Origin of the sequence: Polynucleobacter sp. 78F-HAINBA (assembly GCF_018882325.1) — a bacterium.
Classification (GTDB): Bacteria; Pseudomonadota; Gammaproteobacteria; order Burkholderiales; family Burkholderiaceae; genus Polynucleobacter.
This window is the reverse complement of the sequence record NZ_JACVOQ010000005.1, coordinates 100,392-114,369: the sequence shown is the minus strand read 5'-3', so window position 1 is coordinate 114,369 and position 13,978 is coordinate 100,392. Positions and strand designations below refer to the sequence as shown.

The 13,978-nt window shown below is 47.2% G+C and carries 17 protein-coding genes and 1 tRNA gene; 8 read left to right on the top strand and 10 right to left on the bottom strand.

Features of this window, described 5'->3' with window-relative positions:
* Window positions 1-7 precede the first annotated feature (7 nt).
* The 5 genes from ispE to pth all read left to right on the top strand — a co-directional run bounded on the left by ispE (window position 8) and on the right by pth (window position 3,457).
* Complete coding sequence (ispE, locus tag ICN11_RS07120) at window positions 8-883, top strand: 4-(cytidine 5'-diphospho)-2-C-methyl-D-erythritol kinase (protein ID WP_216229758.1); 876 nt, start codon at window positions 8-10, stop codon at window positions 881-883.
* Window positions 884-888: 5 nt separating this feature from the next.
* Window positions 889-965, top strand: a tRNA-Gln gene (locus tag ICN11_RS07115).
* Window positions 966-1,038: 73 nt separating this feature from the next.
* Window positions 1,039-1,995 (top strand): ribose-phosphate pyrophosphokinase, encoded by a 957-nt coding sequence (locus ICN11_RS07110; protein ID WP_216135680.1) that lies wholly within the window; start codon window positions 1,039-1,041, stop codon window positions 1,993-1,995.
* 136 nt (window positions 1,996-2,131) lie between these two features.
* The gene (locus ICN11_RS07105; RefSeq protein ID WP_216229757.1) at window positions 2,132-2,770 is read left to right on the top strand and encodes a 50S ribosomal protein L25/general stress protein Ctc; all 639 of its coding nucleotides are present in this window, start codon (window positions 2,132-2,134) and stop codon (window positions 2,768-2,770) included.
* Between the two features lie 90 nt (window positions 2,771-2,860).
* Entirely contained in the window at window positions 2,861-3,457 is a 597-nt protein-coding gene (pth, locus tag ICN11_RS07100; RefSeq protein ID WP_216229756.1) for an aminoacyl-tRNA hydrolase, read from the top strand.
* 4 nt (window positions 3,458-3,461) lie between these two features.
* Here the strand turns inward: pth and ICN11_RS07095 are convergent, their stop codons facing one another.
* The 5 genes from ICN11_RS07095 to ICN11_RS07075 are packed head-to-tail and all read right to left on the bottom strand — an operon-like array spanning window position 3,462 to window position 7,621.
* Window positions 3,462-3,731 (bottom strand): YfhL family 4Fe-4S dicluster ferredoxin, encoded by a 270-nt coding sequence (locus tag ICN11_RS07095; protein WP_216135287.1) that lies wholly within the window; start codon window positions 3,729-3,731, stop codon window positions 3,462-3,464.
* A gap of 18 nt (window positions 3,732-3,749) precedes the next feature.
* On the bottom strand, window positions 3,750-4,244 hold the full coding sequence (coaD, locus tag ICN11_RS07090; RefSeq protein WP_216229755.1) for a pantetheine-phosphate adenylyltransferase: 495 nt from the start codon (window positions 4,242-4,244) through the stop codon (window positions 3,750-3,752).
* A gap of 36 nt (window positions 4,245-4,280) precedes the next feature.
* Entirely contained in the window at window positions 4,281-4,931 is a 651-nt protein-coding gene (rsmD, locus tag ICN11_RS07085) for a 16S rRNA (guanine(966)-N(2))-methyltransferase RsmD (protein WP_216863160.1), read from the bottom strand.
* Window positions 4,903-6,249: a M16 family metallopeptidase gene (locus tag ICN11_RS07080; RefSeq protein ID WP_370623612.1), complete on the bottom strand. Its 1,347-nt coding sequence runs from the start codon at window positions 6,247-6,249 to the stop codon at window positions 4,903-4,905. Before ICN11_RS07080 ends, rsmD begins: the two co-directional genes overlap by 29 nt.
* Window positions 6,236-7,621, bottom strand: a complete 1,386-nt coding sequence (locus ICN11_RS07075; protein WP_216229753.1) for a pitrilysin family protein — start codon at window positions 7,619-7,621, stop codon at window positions 6,236-6,238. The genes ICN11_RS07080 and ICN11_RS07075 overlap by 14 nt, the downstream gene beginning before the upstream one ends.
* Before the next feature lie 62 nt (window positions 7,622-7,683).
* On the opposite strand from ICN11_RS07075, the gene ftsY reads away from it, so the two are divergent.
* Together ftsY and rpoH are read left to right on the top strand one after the other, a co-directional pair.
* A complete protein-coding gene (ftsY, locus tag ICN11_RS07070) occupies window positions 7,684-8,574 on the top strand; it encodes a signal recognition particle-docking protein FtsY (protein WP_216229752.1) in 891 nt (296 codons plus the stop codon).
* Window positions 8,575-8,668: 94 nt separating this feature from the next.
* Window positions 8,669-9,610, top strand: coding sequence for an RNA polymerase sigma factor RpoH (gene rpoH, locus ICN11_RS07065; RefSeq protein WP_216229751.1), 942 nt, complete (start codon window positions 8,669-8,671; stop codon window positions 9,608-9,610).
* Between the two features lie 21 nt (window positions 9,611-9,631).
* Here rpoH and ICN11_RS07060 read toward each other — a convergent pair whose 3' ends face one another.
* Genes ICN11_RS07060 through ICN11_RS07040 form a run of 5 tightly spaced genes read right to left on the bottom strand, consistent with a single transcriptional unit; the run spans window position 9,632 to window position 13,694 of the window.
* Window positions 9,632-10,237 (bottom strand): SCO family protein, encoded by a 606-nt coding sequence (locus ICN11_RS07060; RefSeq protein WP_216229750.1) that lies wholly within the window; start codon window positions 10,235-10,237, stop codon window positions 9,632-9,634.
* A 7-nt stretch (window positions 10,238-10,244) separates the two neighbouring features.
* Window positions 10,245-11,138: a heme o synthase gene (gene cyoE / locus ICN11_RS07055; protein ID WP_216229749.1), complete on the bottom strand. Its 894-nt coding sequence runs from the start codon at window positions 11,136-11,138 to the stop codon at window positions 10,245-10,247.
* Window positions 11,135-12,265 carry a heme A synthase gene (locus ICN11_RS07050; RefSeq protein ID WP_216229748.1) on the bottom strand — a complete coding sequence of 377 codons (1,131 nt, stop codon included), beginning with the start codon at window positions 12,263-12,265 and terminating at the stop codon, window positions 11,135-11,137. Before ICN11_RS07050 ends, cyoE begins: the two co-directional genes overlap by 4 nt.
* Entirely contained in the window at window positions 12,262-12,921 is a 660-nt protein-coding gene (locus tag ICN11_RS07045) for a hypothetical protein (RefSeq protein WP_216229747.1), read from the bottom strand. The genes ICN11_RS07050 and ICN11_RS07045 overlap by 4 nt, the downstream gene beginning before the upstream one ends.
* Window positions 12,918-13,694, bottom strand: a complete 777-nt coding sequence (locus ICN11_RS07040) for an SURF1 family protein (protein ID WP_216863163.1) — start codon at window positions 13,692-13,694, stop codon at window positions 12,918-12,920. The genes ICN11_RS07045 and ICN11_RS07040 overlap by 4 nt, the downstream gene beginning before the upstream one ends.
* A 20-nt stretch (window positions 13,695-13,714) precedes the next feature.
* Here ICN11_RS07040 and ICN11_RS07035 point away from each other — a divergent pair, with 20 nt between their 5' ends.
* Window positions 13,715-13,927, top strand: a complete 213-nt coding sequence (locus ICN11_RS07035) for a twin transmembrane helix small protein (protein WP_216229746.1) — start codon at window positions 13,715-13,717, stop codon at window positions 13,925-13,927.
* Window positions 13,928-13,978 lie beyond the last annotated feature (51 nt).

The following is a 13,978-nucleotide window of genomic DNA, read 5'->3' as shown; positions in this document are numbered from 1 at the left end:
TGCGTGAATGATGAGTAATGCGATAGAACTTCGTTGCCCCGCAAAGCTCAATCTTTTTCTACATATTGTTGGGCGCCGCAATGATGGCTACCATCTATTGCAATCTGTTTTTCAGTTGATTGACTGGTATGACGTCCTCACCCTAAAGCTCATCTCGGAAAACGAGATTCGCCGCATCAATCCCATTCCTGGAGTCCCATCTGAGCAAGACTTGGTCGTTCGCGCAGCCCAACTTCTCAAAGATCACTGCAAGATTGATCGAGGGGTCGAAATTAGCCTTGAGAAAAACATTCCGATGGGTGCTGGCCTCGGGGGCGGATCCTCAGATGCCGCATCCACCCTCATCGGCCTTAATGCGCTTTGGGATCTGCGTCTCGATATCACCACCCTCTGCCAGCTTGGCCTAAAACTCGGTGCCGACGTGCCATTTTTCATCTTTGGCCAAAATGCCTTTGTTGAGGGGGTTGGAGAGAAATTACACCCAATTTCCCTGGAAACCCAAGACTTTGTGGTGATCTTCCCAAATCAGGGGATTGCCACTGCTCAGATTTTTCAAGACCCTCAATTGACCCGAGATCACGCTCCGATTACAATAGATCGCTTTCTTGCATCGCCAAGGTCATATCAGTCAAATGATTGTCAGGCAGTAGCGGTGCAGAAATGTCCTGAAGTGAAGCAAGCATTAGATTGGATTTACAAGGCAGTGCCAAACTCGGCGCCTTGCATGTCCGGCTCTGGAAGTAGCGTTTTTGCCGCCTTAGACCCTAAGACGGACACTGCGAATCTGGAAATTCTTCTGCAAAATCTTCCAAAAGGATGGATAGGTCGAATTGTTCGGGGGCTAAATAAAAATCCCGCTTACAATTTGATTTCTTCAGATTGACCTGTAGGGGAATCGCCAAGCTGGTTAAGGCACTGGATTTTGATTCCAGCATGCGAAGGTTCGAATCCTTCTTCCCCTGCCAAATACTGTAGATACGACCAAAAGACATCCATTCGACCCCTACCAAAATTCCAAAATCACCTATGTCCGCCCCAATGAACGCTGATTTACTGACTCTTTTCACAGGCAATGCAAATCCGGTTTTGGCCCATGCGGTAGCCAAAGAGCTCAATCTCCCGATGGGAAAAGCATTTGTTGGTCGATTCTCTGATGGTGAAATTCAGGTAGAAATTCAAGAAAACGTTCGCGGTAAGAACGTGGTTGTTATCCAATCCACTTGCGCTCCAACAAACGATAGTTTGATGGAGCTGATGATCATGATTGATGCCCTAAAACGAGCATCAGCAAGCCGCATAACCGCAGTGATCCCTTACTTCGGTTACGCCAGACAAGACCGCCGCCCACGCTCAGCTCGGGTTGCCATCTCTGCCAGAATCGTTGCAAACATGCTCCAGTCCGTTGCCGGCGTTGAGCGTGTTTTGACCATGGATCTCCATGCAGACCAAATTCAGGGTTTCTTTGATATCCCAGTAGACAACATTTACGCTTCCCCTGTTCTATTGGCTGATTTAGAAGCCCAAAAAACTAAGAAAGACCTCATCATCGTTTCGCCAGATATCGGCGGCGTGGTTCGCGCCCGTGCGATGGCCAAGCAATTGGGCACAGATTTGGCGATTATTGATAAACGCCGCCCTAAGGCAAACGTATCAGAAGTAATGCACCTTATCGGCGAAGTAGAAGGCCGCCATTGCGTCATCATGGATGACATCATTGATACCGGCGGAACGCTCTGTAAAGCCGCTGAGGCGCTAAAAGAGCGTGGTGCCAAGGGCGTTACCGCCTACTGTACCCATGCCGTCCTTTCTGGTGGCGCTGTGGCCCGTATTGCTGCATCAGAATTAGATGAATTAGTCGTTACTGACACCATTCCATTGACTCCAGAGGCAATGAAAGTGGCAAAAATTCGTCAATTAAGCGTTGCTCCCATCCTCGCTGAGACCCTTTCCCGCATTAGCAAGGGTGATTCAGTGATGTCGATGTTCGCTGAATAAGCCAAAAACAGCGTTTCTACCCCTGTTTTTGGCAGTTTTGAGCCTTTTCTAGGCAAAAACCGTCATTCCCACGATATAATCAAAGGCTTTTCTGTTTGGTCGCGAACGGAAATTAACCTTAATTTAGGAATTCGATATGAAAGTAGTAGCCTTTGAAAGAAGCGTACAGGGAACGGGTGCGAGCCGCCGTCTGCGCAACTCCGGTAAAACTCCGGGCATCATCTACGGCGGTAAAGACGCCGCAACTGTAATTGAGTTGGATCACAACGCACTGTTCCATGCTCTCCGTAAGGAAGCATTCCACTCATCTATCCTTGATCTCGAAATCGGCGGCAAAGCACAAAAAGTGTTGTTGCGCGATTACCAGATGCATCCATTTAAGCCTTTGGTTCTGCACATCGACTTCCAGCGCGTTTCTGCGACTGAAAAAGTTCATATGCGCGTTCCATTGCACTTCATCAATGCTGAGACTTCAGCTGCAGTGAAATTGCAAGGCGCTGTAATCAGCCACATCTCAACTGAATTGGAAGTTTCTTGCTTACCAGCAGACTTGCCAGAATTCATTGAAGTGGACCTGAACAAGATTGAAGTTGGTCATGGTATCCATGCTAAAGACATCGCATTGCCAAAAGGCGTTACCTTGGTATTGCATGTTGAGCAAGAGAACCCAGTATTAGCTAATGCACGTATCCCAGCAGTGAAATCTGCCGATACTGAAGCTGCTCCTGCTGCTGCTGCGGCTCCTGCTGCTGAAGCCCCAAAGGACAAAGCTTAATTATTTAAGCCTTATCTTTGCGACAGAGGAAGCCCGCTTACAAGCGGGTTTTCTTTTTTGCGGAAATACTTTTATCCTTAAGCTCTCATCATGACTAAATTAATTGTTGGCCTCGGCAATCCCGGCGAAGAACACATAGAAGATCGGCACAATGCTGGCTTCTGGTTTGTTGACGCCCTTGCAAAACAATTAAGTACCCGCTTTGAAACTGAAAAACGATTTCATGGGAAAGTAGCAAAGGCCAAATGGGAAAGTGAAGATCTTTTCTTACTTAAGCCCAGCACTTATATGAACCTCAGCGGTCAAGCTGTAGGGGCACTGTGCCGCTTCCATAAAATTACACCCAAAGATGTGCTGGTAGTGCAAGATGAGCTTGATCTCAAGCCCGGTACAGCCCGTATCAAGCTTGGTGGCGGGACTGGTGGGCACAACGGCTTGAAAGATATCCAAGCTCACCTAGGAACACCTGAATACTGGCGCCTGCGCCTGGGTATTGGTCACCCGCGAGATCTCGCCGCAGAAGGTGCGCGCGTAATGGACGTAGCTGACTATGTATTGAGAAGACCTTTACAGGCAGAGCAAAAACAGATTGATGCCAGCATTGAGGATGGCTTAAAAATTCTCGGATTATTTATGAAGGGCGACACTCAGTCAGCAATGCTGGAGTTGCATTCAAAAACGAATTAGTGCGTTACTTTGTAGCCAGGGCTTTTTTGGCAGCAGTTAAGGCTTGATACTTCGCCATAAGTTGCGTTTGATTTTCTGAGAATGCGGGGTTGAGTGGAATACAGTCAACTGGGCAAACCTGCTGACACTGTGGCGCATCGTAGTGCCCCACGCACTCGGTGCATTTATTGGGATCGATCTCATAGATCTCTAGACCCATGTAGATTGCATCATTCGGACATTCAGGCTCACATACATCGCAGTTGATGCATTCGTCCGTAATCATTAAGGCCATCTTGTTTGCCTACCAGCCTTACTCTTTGCTCTTGTTGGCTTCAATCTTTTTGACCAACCACTTTTCTACGGATGGAAATACAAACTTACTCACATCTCCACCCATTGAAGCAATCTCACGCACAAAGGTGCCGGAGATAAACTGATATTGATCGGATGGGGTCAGGAATAGTGTTTCAACATCAGGCAATAAATAGCGGTTCATACCGGCCATCTGAAATTCATATTCAAAATCGGATACTGCGCGCAAACCACGCACAATCACACGTGCATTATGTTCGCGGGTAAAGTCTTTTAATAAACCCGAAAAGCCAACAATCTTTACATTGGAATAATGGCCGAGTACTTCTTTGGCGATTTCAATGCGCTCTTCCAAATTAAAGAATGGGCGCTTGCTACGACTATCAGCAACACCAACAATCAGTTCGCCAAAAATGCTTGAGGCACGACGCACCAAATCCTCGTGACCACGAGTAAAGGGATCAAATGTTCCAGGGTATACAGCTACAGTCATAACGCTCCTAAGGCTTTTTCAGCTACAGGCAAGAGTTTAGCCCCTCTTAGAGCGAAATAGACAGGCTTTTGCTTGCCCAGCCTCTAAGTACTTTCCACAATGCCAATCAGGCACTAAAGCCTCAATTTCCTCACGGGAGCGACTAGCAGGAAACTCCACATAAATCCCCCCGCCAGCGCTGTCATCGCAAACGCGAGCAGCCTCTATCAACGCTTGATTGAATAAGCCCTCCTCCTGAAAGGGTGGATCTATAAAAATCAGATTGCTTGAGCGATCGGCTTGTTGCTTTAAAAACTCCAAACTATCTCGATGCAAAATTTCGACCACTCCAGGAGCAGGAGATGACTGCAGCAAAGCAAAGTTTGCCAAAAGCTTGGCATGGGCCTTCTTATCTTTCTCTAGCAAGGTCACTGAATGAGCATGTCGTGAGGCTGCTTCAAAACCTAAAGCGCCAGTACCGGCAAACAAATCCAAGCACCTCAAACCTACCAGATCCTGCCCGAGCCAATTAAATAAAGTTTCACGAACACGATCCGTGGTGGGACGTAGGCCAGATAAATCAAGCACACTCAGCAAACGACTACGCCACACTCCACCAATAATCCGGATTTTCTGAGGGAGCTCGGAACGCTTGCCTAGCGCAGCAGGCTTAACTGGCTTATTTATTTTTCGCTCCCAAGACCACAATCTTCATTCGATCCATGGCTAAGTATTTTTGGAACGCTGCCTTTACTTGTTCGAGGCTGACCGCTTCCACTTGCTTGGTCCACACCTCCATCGTATCGAGCGGCAAATTATTCCAAGCAATTGAGGAAACGTTATCCAGCAACTTGCGGTTGTTATCAATTCTCAATGGGTAGCCATTAATCAAATTTGCTTTAGCAGCATCGAGCTCAGATTGCGTGGGTCCATCAGCAATAAATTGCGCAATGGAAGAACTCATCACTTCTAGTGCCAAAGCTGCCTGATCATTCTTGGTTTGCAAGCCAGCCTGAAATATTCCTGCATCCTTACCGGGTGCAAAGTAACTGAAAACGCTATAGGCGAGACCGCGCTTTTCGCGAACCTCTGACATGAGGCGCGATACAAAACCTCCGCCACCCAAGACATAGTTTCCGACTAGCAATGGAAAATAATCGGGATTGCTACGAGTTACCGCAGTCATTCCCATGGCTATATGCGCTTGCTGAGAATCAAATGGAATGGTGACTTCGCGTTGACTTAAAGGCTCTACTGGTGAACGCTCAAACTCTGGCAGCTTGGCAATAGCTGGGCCAGACTGAGGGACTCTTTGCAATAAGCCTTGAACAATTTCAGCTGCCTCTGCTTTGCTCACATCACCTACGATACTGACAATCATTCGATCGCCGCGGTAGAACTGTTTATGAAACTGCTGCAAGTCAGTTGCGCTGATATTGGCAATACTTTGTACTGTTGGTGAATTAGCTAACGGATAATTTCCATAAACCGATTTTCTAAAACGGCGATCCAAAACAGATTCTGGTTTTGTCTCCGACTCTAGCAATGCAGTTGTCATCCTTTGCTTCTCACGCGCTAGGATCTTGGCATCATAAGTAGGCGCACTCAACATAGCCGACGCCAATTGGACAGCGCGATCACGCAAATCTTTGCGACTTAAAGTCCGGATGCGCATCACGGCACGCTCACCACTGACAGAAACGCCAAGGTTTGCACCCAAGTCGGCAATTTCATCAGCGATCTGCGCCTCAGTCATTACCCCTTTTTCTGACTTGGCGCCATAGTTCATTAGCTGCCCAACCACTGTGGCTAAGCCACTCTTTACCGCTGGATCATAACGATCGCCAGCATCAATACTGATCTCGATATCTACCATCGGCAGAGCTTTAGTCTGAACGAGGTAGGCTTGCGCGCCCTTAAAGGGATCTAGTTTTTCAATCGGCAATATTGCATAGGCAGAGGTACTGACCCCAGCCAGCAGAACGAATACAAGACTAACTTGCTTGATGAATTTATTTAGCAGCACGATTGTCCCCTTGCTTGCTCTCATTGGATTGACGTGCCTGCGGATCTAAAACTGCAACTGTCAAACCTTCATCGACCAAATATTTTTTTGCAACAGCTTGAACTTGTGCAGGGGTAATTGTTTGCATCTTCTCCAATATCACATCAATATCTCGCCATGAGAATCCTGCCATCTCTGTGCTGCCAATTTCCATTGCCTGGCCAAAGATCGAATCGCGCTTATAAATTTGATCGGACAGAATGCGTACCTTGATGCGCTTGAGCTCTGACTCCAGAATTCCTTTATCGGCAATTTCTTTTAAAGCCTTCCGAATACTGCTCTCAGCCTGCTCTACTGTTTTGCCCTTAGCCATACTGGTGCTAATTAAAAAGAGTTCCGGCCCTCTTGAGATCATGTCGTAACCCACGCCCACATCATTGACAACCCGCTCTTGCTTAACCAGAGTGCGATTCAAGCGGGCGTTGTCATAACCATCGAGTACTGCGGCCAACAACTCCAAGGCATAAGGCTCATCATCTTCTAGCTGGCCCACTTGTAACTTGGGAACCTTCCATGCCATTGCAAGTTGTGCGCTATCTGCTGGCGCTTTGACCTGCACCCGCTTAATACCTTTTTGTGGTGGCTCAATCTGTGGTTTACGTTCAGGCAACGCTCTTGCAGAAGCGACTCCATAATATTTTTCTACTGCCTGCAAAATAGCTTTAGGGTCAACGTCACCTGCAATAACGACTGTAGCGTTGTTAGGCTTATACCAACTGCGATACCAATCACGTGCGTCTGCAGCCTTCATATTGACCAGGTCATTCATCCATCCCACTACCGGATGACGATAAGGTGAACTCATATAAGCAGTAGCCATGAGCGATTCATTCAGCAAACTACTTGGGTTGTCTTCGGTACGTAGGCGACGCTCTTCCATCACTACCTGAATTTCTTTCAAAAATTCCGCATCATCAAAGTTGAGGTTAGACATGCGATCAGCCTCTAACTTCATCACCTCATCTAACTTAGACTTTTCTACCTGCTGAAAATAGGCGGTGTAATCACGGGAGGTGAAAGCATTTTCTCGACCGCCTACTGCTGCAACTAAGCGAGAGAACTCTCCTGACTTCACCTTGTCCGTGCCCTTAAACATCATGTGCTCGAGCACATGAGCTACACCAGTCTTACCATTGACCTCATCCATAGAGCCAGCGCGGTACCAAACCATGTGCGCAACTGTCGGCGCACGATGATCCTCACGCACAATCAACTTAAGACCGTTAGAAAGTTGAAACTCATGGGTATTTGCTTGAACTGCGTCTGTGGCCGCCCAGGCGCTGGGACAGCAGAGCATTAAATAGAAAGAAAAACGCAATAAAGTGGAGCGCATCTGTAAGATCACCTATCCCTAGAATTAAATTGATAAGATGCAAGGATTAAATTGTATCGATTATGTTCGGCCTACGTAAAACCCTCGGATCCCTATTCAAATCCAATCAGACTGATGAAGCCTGGTTTGATGCCCTAGAAGAATCTCTCATACTGAGTGATGTGGGTCTACCCACGACTGAACAATTGATTAGCAAACTGCGTAAAGCTGCTAAATCAGAAAAAGCTAGTAGCCCAGAAGATCTAAAGCAACTGCTCATCCATGAGGTAGCAAGTCTCTTAAAGACTCTGGAGCCAAGCCCCAATCCCTTGTACGTTCATGAGCAAAAGACCACGCCAGAGGTGTGGCTAGTGATTGGCGTTAATGGTGCCGGCAAGACAACCACCATCGGCAAACTCTGCAAACTCTTTCAGTCGCAAGGTAAATCCGTTTTACTGGCGGCTGGTGACACTTTCCGCGCAGCGGCAAGGAACCAGCTTCTCGAATGGGGTGGCCGCAATCAAGTCGACGTCATCATGCAGGAGAGTGGCGATGCAGCGGCTGTGGCACACGATGCCATTCATGCGGCGATTTCTCGCAAGAGCGATATTTTGATTATTGATACCGCTGGCAGGCTCGCCACTCAAGACCATTTGATGGAGGAGCTGAAGAAGGTTAAAAGAGTCATCGGCAAGGCCCTTCTTGGGGCGCCTCACCAGACTTTGCTCGTTCTTGATGGCAATACTGGTCAAAACGGTTTAAGCCAAGTAAAGGCTTTTCATACTGCTTTAGGGCTTTCAGCCTTAATCGTGACTAAATTAGATGGCACCGCTAAGGGCGGGGTCATCTGCGCACTCGCCCACACCCTCAGTGATGGGCCGAAACCTGCGGTTTTAGCCTTAGGCAAAGGCGAGGGAATTGATGATTTAGCCCCCTTTACAGCCGCCCAATATTCTTCTGAATTATTCAATTAAATCATAGACTTATAGAAGTAAAAAACCATTAGCACTCTCTTGACAAGAGTGCTAAAATAGAACTCTATTAATACCTAAAATATATAAAAAGAAAATGGTTCAAAAGAAAGCATACAAACCGCAATTGCAAGCAAGGCAAACATTGCCAGCAGCGCAGACTGCTGCGGCTTCGCTTGCCTTTCCGATGTTGCCTTCCCTTGGGGTTGGCACACTCGACTCTTATATCTCGTACGTTAATCGCGTACCTATGCTCAGCGCCGCTGAAGAACTTCACCTCGCGCAAGAATTTCGTCGTACTGAAAATGTGGATGCTGCGAAAACTTTGGTTCTCTCACACCTGCGCCTTGTAGTGTCTGTTGCACGTCAATACTTAGGCTATGGCATTCCGCACGCCGACCTCATTCAAGAAGGCAATATCGGCTTGATGAAAGCCGTTAAGCGCTACGACCCTAATCAAGGTGCACGCTTAGTCTCTTATGCAATCCATTGGATTAAGGCGGAGATTCATGAGTACATCCTCAAGAACTGGCGCTTAGTCAAAGTTGCAACAACTAAAGCACAACGTAAATTGTTCTTTAACTTACGCAGCAACAAACCTACTCTGGCCGCCCTCACACCTAATGAGGTTGAGGCATTAGCCAAGGCTTTGGATGTCAAAGGCTCTGACGTTAAAGAAATGGAAATGCGTCTTGCTGGTGGCGATATTGCCCTAGAGGGTGATGACAGTGATGATGAGTCAGCCTATGCACCAATTCAATGGCTGGCTGATAACAGTCAAGAGCCTACTGAGATGATGGCTGCTGCCGCAACCGATGCATTGCATGGCCCGCAACTTGATCAAGCGCTCATGGCTTTAGATGAACGTAGCCGCAATATTGTGCAATCCCGTTGGTTAGCAATGGATGCGGATGGCAATGGTACAAAAACATTGCACGATCTCGCTAGTGAGTATGGTATCTCTGCAGAGCGTGTTCGTCAGATTGAGACTGCTGCTCTCAAGAAGATGCGTAGCCTCTTACAAACAGAAGCCGCATAAGCAGCCTTCTCTTCTCAGCTTTTACTTCAGCAGTTCCTTCAAGTCTTGCGCCAAGGTCTCAGCACCTTGCGCATGCTTGATGTAAAGGCGTAGATGCCCCTCTGGATCAAAAGCATAGCTCCCCGCTGTGTGGTCCATGGTGTATGAACCAGGACTCGTTCCGGGTACCTTTTTGTAATAAATCTTGAAGTCTTTGGTGACCTTTTCTAAAGCCGCTTCATCCGCTGGACGCAGACCCAAGAAACGTGAATCAAATGCAGGGACATACTGCTTCAAAATGCTTGCACTGTCTCGCTCAGGATCTACCGTTACAAACAATACCTGCACCTTATCAGCCTGAGGCCCTAATAGAGTCATGACCTGCTGCATCTCAGTTAACGTTGTAGGGCAAATGTCTGGGCACTGCGTATAACCAAAGAACATCACGACTGCCTTGCCTTTAAAGTCAGCCAAGGTTCTCACTTTCCCATCGGGATCAAGCAAGCTAAAGTCGGTGCCAAATGCCTTGCTGCCAGTGATGTCGACATTCTTAAAGCTTGGCTTAGGGCTACAAGCTAGCAACGCTAAACCAATAAGCGATAAGGTCAAAATGCGTGCAACACGAGTGGAAAGTTTTGATAAATTCATATTCATCTCAAATGAAATAGTGATCGATTAATAGCGCTGCAAACAGCAGAGATAAATACGTAATCGAAAAACGGAATGTTTTCTTTGCTAACTCGTCGCTATAAGAAACAAATAAAGCGATCACATAAGCTAAGAACATCAAACCTAAAATGATTGCGGAGACTAAATACACCAACCCACTCATGCCGTAGATATACGGTAGCAAAGTAGCGGCAATCAAGATTAAGGTATAAAGCAAAATGTTGAGTAGCGTAAAGCGCTCACCATGAGTCACTGGTAGCATCGGCAAACCACTTTGCACATAATCATCGCGACGATATAGGGCTAGCGCCCAAAAGTGTGGTGGCGTCCAAACAAAAATAATGAGCACTAAAAGCCAAGCTTCTGCAGACAGGCTATTCGTGACTGCCGCCCAACCCAGAGCTGGCGGCATCGCGCCAGATAGTCCACCAATCACAATGTTCTGTGGTGTAGCAGGTTTAAGCAACCAGGTATAAATCACAGCGTAACCAACAAAAGTTGCCACTGTGAGCCACATTGTTAATGGGTTGCAGAAGTTCCATAAGATGATCATTCCCAAGCTACCGAGAACAATTGAAAAAATAGTAATGTGGAACGGTGTTACCTCACCTGTTGCAGATGGCCTCCAAGAGGTGCGCTTCATCTTCGCATCAACAGCTTGCTCAATCAAACAGTTCATTGCAAAAGCAGCGCCAGCCAATAACCATATTCCAACAATGCCGCCAATCAAAACCGGATATGGAACCATGCCAGGAGTAGCTAAGAACATTCCAATGACTGCACAGAACACTGCCAGCTGAGTGACGCGGGGCTTGGTAAGCACCCAGTATTGACGCCAACGCGGCATCGCTACAGGGGTGGAAGAAGTAGGGTTACTCATAATGATTTAACCATCTTAATATGAACGGGGGCACTCCAAGAGCACCACTGGGTCAGGCGAACCAAACAAAACACCAGAGCTGCGGAACCGCCGGTGTGCATCAAGGCGGCAAGTAGCGGCCACTGGAAAACTACATTGGAAATGCCTGTCAGGGCTTGAAGAATTAATAAGCCCAGCAATAACTTGGCAATCTTGCCCATTCCAGATAATGCGGAATTACTCAACTGAAGAGCGCTCACTCCCAATAGACTTAGAGCTGCAATAGCAACCACTGCAAATGCCCGATGCGCCCAATGAATTGTTTGCAAGGCAACGGGAGAAATAGATTCACCTTGAGCATTCAAGCCCAACGCACGCCAAAGAGTAAACCCCTCTTGCCAATCTGTTTCTGGCAAAAGCGCTCCCATGCAAGTCGGAAAATCAGGGCAGGCTAATACCGCGTAATTTGTGCTCACCCATGCGCCCAGGAATATTTGCATACAGAGAGTCATCGCGGCAAGTAAGAGCAACTTCGCAGAAAGTGGCTTAGGTTGAAAGCGCAATACTGAAGAAGATTTCTCCTCCCACTCTTGCTGCGCATAAGCCGTTAAACAGGCCAGCAAAACCAAAGCCAGCATTAAGTGAATAGTCACAATGATGGGTTGCAATTTAAGCGTCACAGTCCAGGCGCCAAACGCTCCCTGAACACATACCAAAATCAGTAAGCCCAGGCTACCCAGAAAAGGTTTCATGCCCAAGCTCTTTAGCTTGCCGAAAGCTAAGCCCACCTGAATCAAAATCAAAGCCCCCACTGTCATTGCTAAATAACGGTGAATCATTTCAATCCAAGCTTTGATTACGGTCACTGGACCTGTAGGCATATTGGCTTCAGCCAGCTGTATCTCGCCGATCGCATGCCATGGGTTTGATGTGCCATAGCAACCAGGCCAATCAGGGCAACCTAAACCCGAGTCTGTAAGGCGGGTAAACGCACCGAACACAATTAAGTCAAAAGTCATAAAGACCAAAACCCAATTGAGTTTTTGGAAAAAGTTATAGCCTGGTCTGGTCCAGAGATATAGCAAAGGCAGGCCTGCAAAGACAATTGCAATTGCAGCTAACTCCGCGAGCAGCAACAAACTAATCATTGCAATTGCTCACCCTTGCGATTGAGGCGCAGTAGCTTCTCGAGATCTTTTTTAATACTGCCAAATTCTTTTGGAGAATTCGTCACCGGGAAAACCATCATCTTCGCCGGACTTGGATCGATCAACTGAATCTTCTGACCTGCGCCATCACGATTAAGCCAAGTGTCAAACTCAGACTTCAATTTAGGATCTGCTGGCAAGCTCAGTATCTGAAATCCTGCAGTCTTTTGATCGTAGGCTAGCAATACTTCTGGGTCTACTGCCTTCCCATCCGTATTCACCCAAACTAACTGCACGCGACTACTCTCGCGACCGACCGCAATACGCAACTGACGCATCAAAAATAAAGCCTCAAGACAAGATTCATTTTTAATGGTGCATTCGCCGGCTGGTCTAGCCACTAACAAAGTCCACTTGCCATTAAAGGGAACATCAAACCAAGCAGGATTCACATCTTGCACCGGCTGAACCAGGGTTCCGAAATTGGTCTTTCCACCCTCTGGCTTAAAAACGTAATAAGCCAAATAGGATGCAATGACCGGCGCTGCACATGCAAGCAATAAAAACAGCATTTGCAGACGCCCGCGGCGAGTCTGCGCATTAATTGCCGAGGAATCCATTTGCGAAGCTGGGATCAATAACTCTTTATCACTCACACTCTATCTCCATTCACAGCAAGCTCTCGCCGATATTTCATAAGCCCATTAATGAGCCAAAATAAAAATCCAGCCAATGCCAAAGCAAACCACTGAAAGGCATAAGCATAATGGCGATCGACTCCATTTGTTGGAGAGGGCCAATTTCTGACTAAACCATCTTTTTTGGCTGAATCGGATTCACGAACAATAAATGGCAACTGCCTCCACCCATGACTTTGGGCCTCGAGCGCTAAATCAAAATTTTGCTCAATTCTAGGGCTTGCTTTCGTATCGCCTTTTTGCCCCAATTCATAAACCCTTCCAGGGTGGGGGAAAGCAATACCCTCAATAGTCACCACTTCATCTGGGGTATTGACTGGGGGTAGCTCAGTACGATTTTCGTTATTCCGAGGAGCCCAACCTCGATTGACCCAAACAACGGCATCTTGACCATCTAATTTCAAAGGCATCATCACATAAAAGCCAGACTGCCCTGCACTGCCAGCCCCACCATCCGGAATAGGACGCGGGCGGTTATCCAGCCAAATAGCCTCGGATGGGATAAAACGGCCACGGGCAAGAATACGACGCTCTGAAGCCTGCTCTAAGCTCAAGCTATCGGTACTAGCATTGAGTACGGGCATTTGCAGTTTGGCAGCCAGGGAGTCACCTAAGCGAATCTTTTGATCCGCCCGATTCAGCTGCCAAATACCCGCGCCACAGCCAACCAAAATTACCAGCAGGGCTGATAAAGTAGCGACTATACGACTAGTAATTAAGCTAGAAAACATATTCACAGGGGTATTTTGAGATGAAATGGATTATTCCGGTTGCACTGCTAATGATTGTAGGGAGCTTAGGCTCTGCTCTCTACTTCATGATGAAGGATAAGGGCGGCAGCTCAAGAATGGTTCAGTCGCTCATGTTACGTATTGGGCTATCAATCGTACTCTTCTTGGGAATTTTAATTGCCCACTACTTTGGCTACATTGAAGCTACCGGTGTTCGGGTGGGATCAAACTAAGCAATACAAAAGCAGCAATCCAAAACAAATCGGGGCTTAACGCCCCGATTT

What these genes read in the sequence shown, in the direction of transcription:
- cyoE (WP_216229749.1), bottom strand. Translation starts at nt 11,138, where the DNA reads ATGAGTAACCCTACTTCTTCCACCCCTGTAGCGATGCCGCGTTGGCGT.
- ICN11_RS07105 (WP_216229757.1), top strand. Translation starts at nt 2,132, where the DNA reads ATGAAAGTAGTAGCCTTTGAAAGAAGCGTACAGGGAACGGGTGCGAGC.
- ftsY (WP_216229752.1), top strand. Translation starts at nt 7,684, where the DNA reads ATGTTCGGCCTACGTAAAACCCTCGGATCCCTATTCAAATCCAATCAG.
- ICN11_RS07095 (WP_216135287.1), bottom strand. Translation starts at nt 3,731, where the DNA reads ATGGCCTTAATGATTACGGACGAATGCATCAACTGCGATGTATGTGAG.
- ICN11_RS07035 (WP_216229746.1), top strand. Translation starts at nt 13,715, where the DNA reads ATGAAATGGATTATTCCGGTTGCACTGCTAATGATTGTAGGGAGCTTA.
- rpoH (WP_216229751.1), top strand. Translation starts at nt 8,669, where the DNA reads ATGGTTCAAAAGAAAGCATACAAACCGCAATTGCAAGCAAGGCAAACA.
- ICN11_RS07050 (WP_216229748.1), bottom strand. Translation starts at nt 12,265, where the DNA reads ATGATTAGTTTGTTGCTGCTCGCGGAGTTAGCTGCAATTGCAATTGTC.
- ICN11_RS07040 (WP_216863163.1), bottom strand. Translation starts at nt 13,694, where the DNA reads ATGTTTTCTAGCTTAATTACTAGTCGTATAGTCGCTACTTTATCAGCC.
- ICN11_RS07060 (WP_216229750.1), bottom strand. Translation starts at nt 10,237, where the DNA reads ATGAATTTATCAAAACTTTCCACTCGTGTTGCACGCATTTTGACCTTA.
- pth (WP_216229756.1), top strand. Translation starts at nt 2,861, where the DNA reads ATGACTAAATTAATTGTTGGCCTCGGCAATCCCGGCGAAGAACACATA.
- ICN11_RS07075 (WP_216229753.1), bottom strand. Translation starts at nt 7,621, where the DNA reads ATGCGCTCCACTTTATTGCGTTTTTCTTTCTATTTAATGCTCTGCTGT.
- ispE (WP_216229758.1), top strand. Translation starts at nt 8, where the DNA reads ATGATGAGTAATGCGATAGAACTTCGTTGCCCCGCAAAGCTCAATCTT.
- coaD (WP_216229755.1), bottom strand. Translation starts at nt 4,244, where the DNA reads ATGACTGTAGCTGTATACCCTGGAACATTTGATCCCTTTACTCGTGGT.
- ICN11_RS07110 (WP_216135680.1), top strand. Translation starts at nt 1,039, where the DNA reads ATGAACGCTGATTTACTGACTCTTTTCACAGGCAATGCAAATCCGGTT.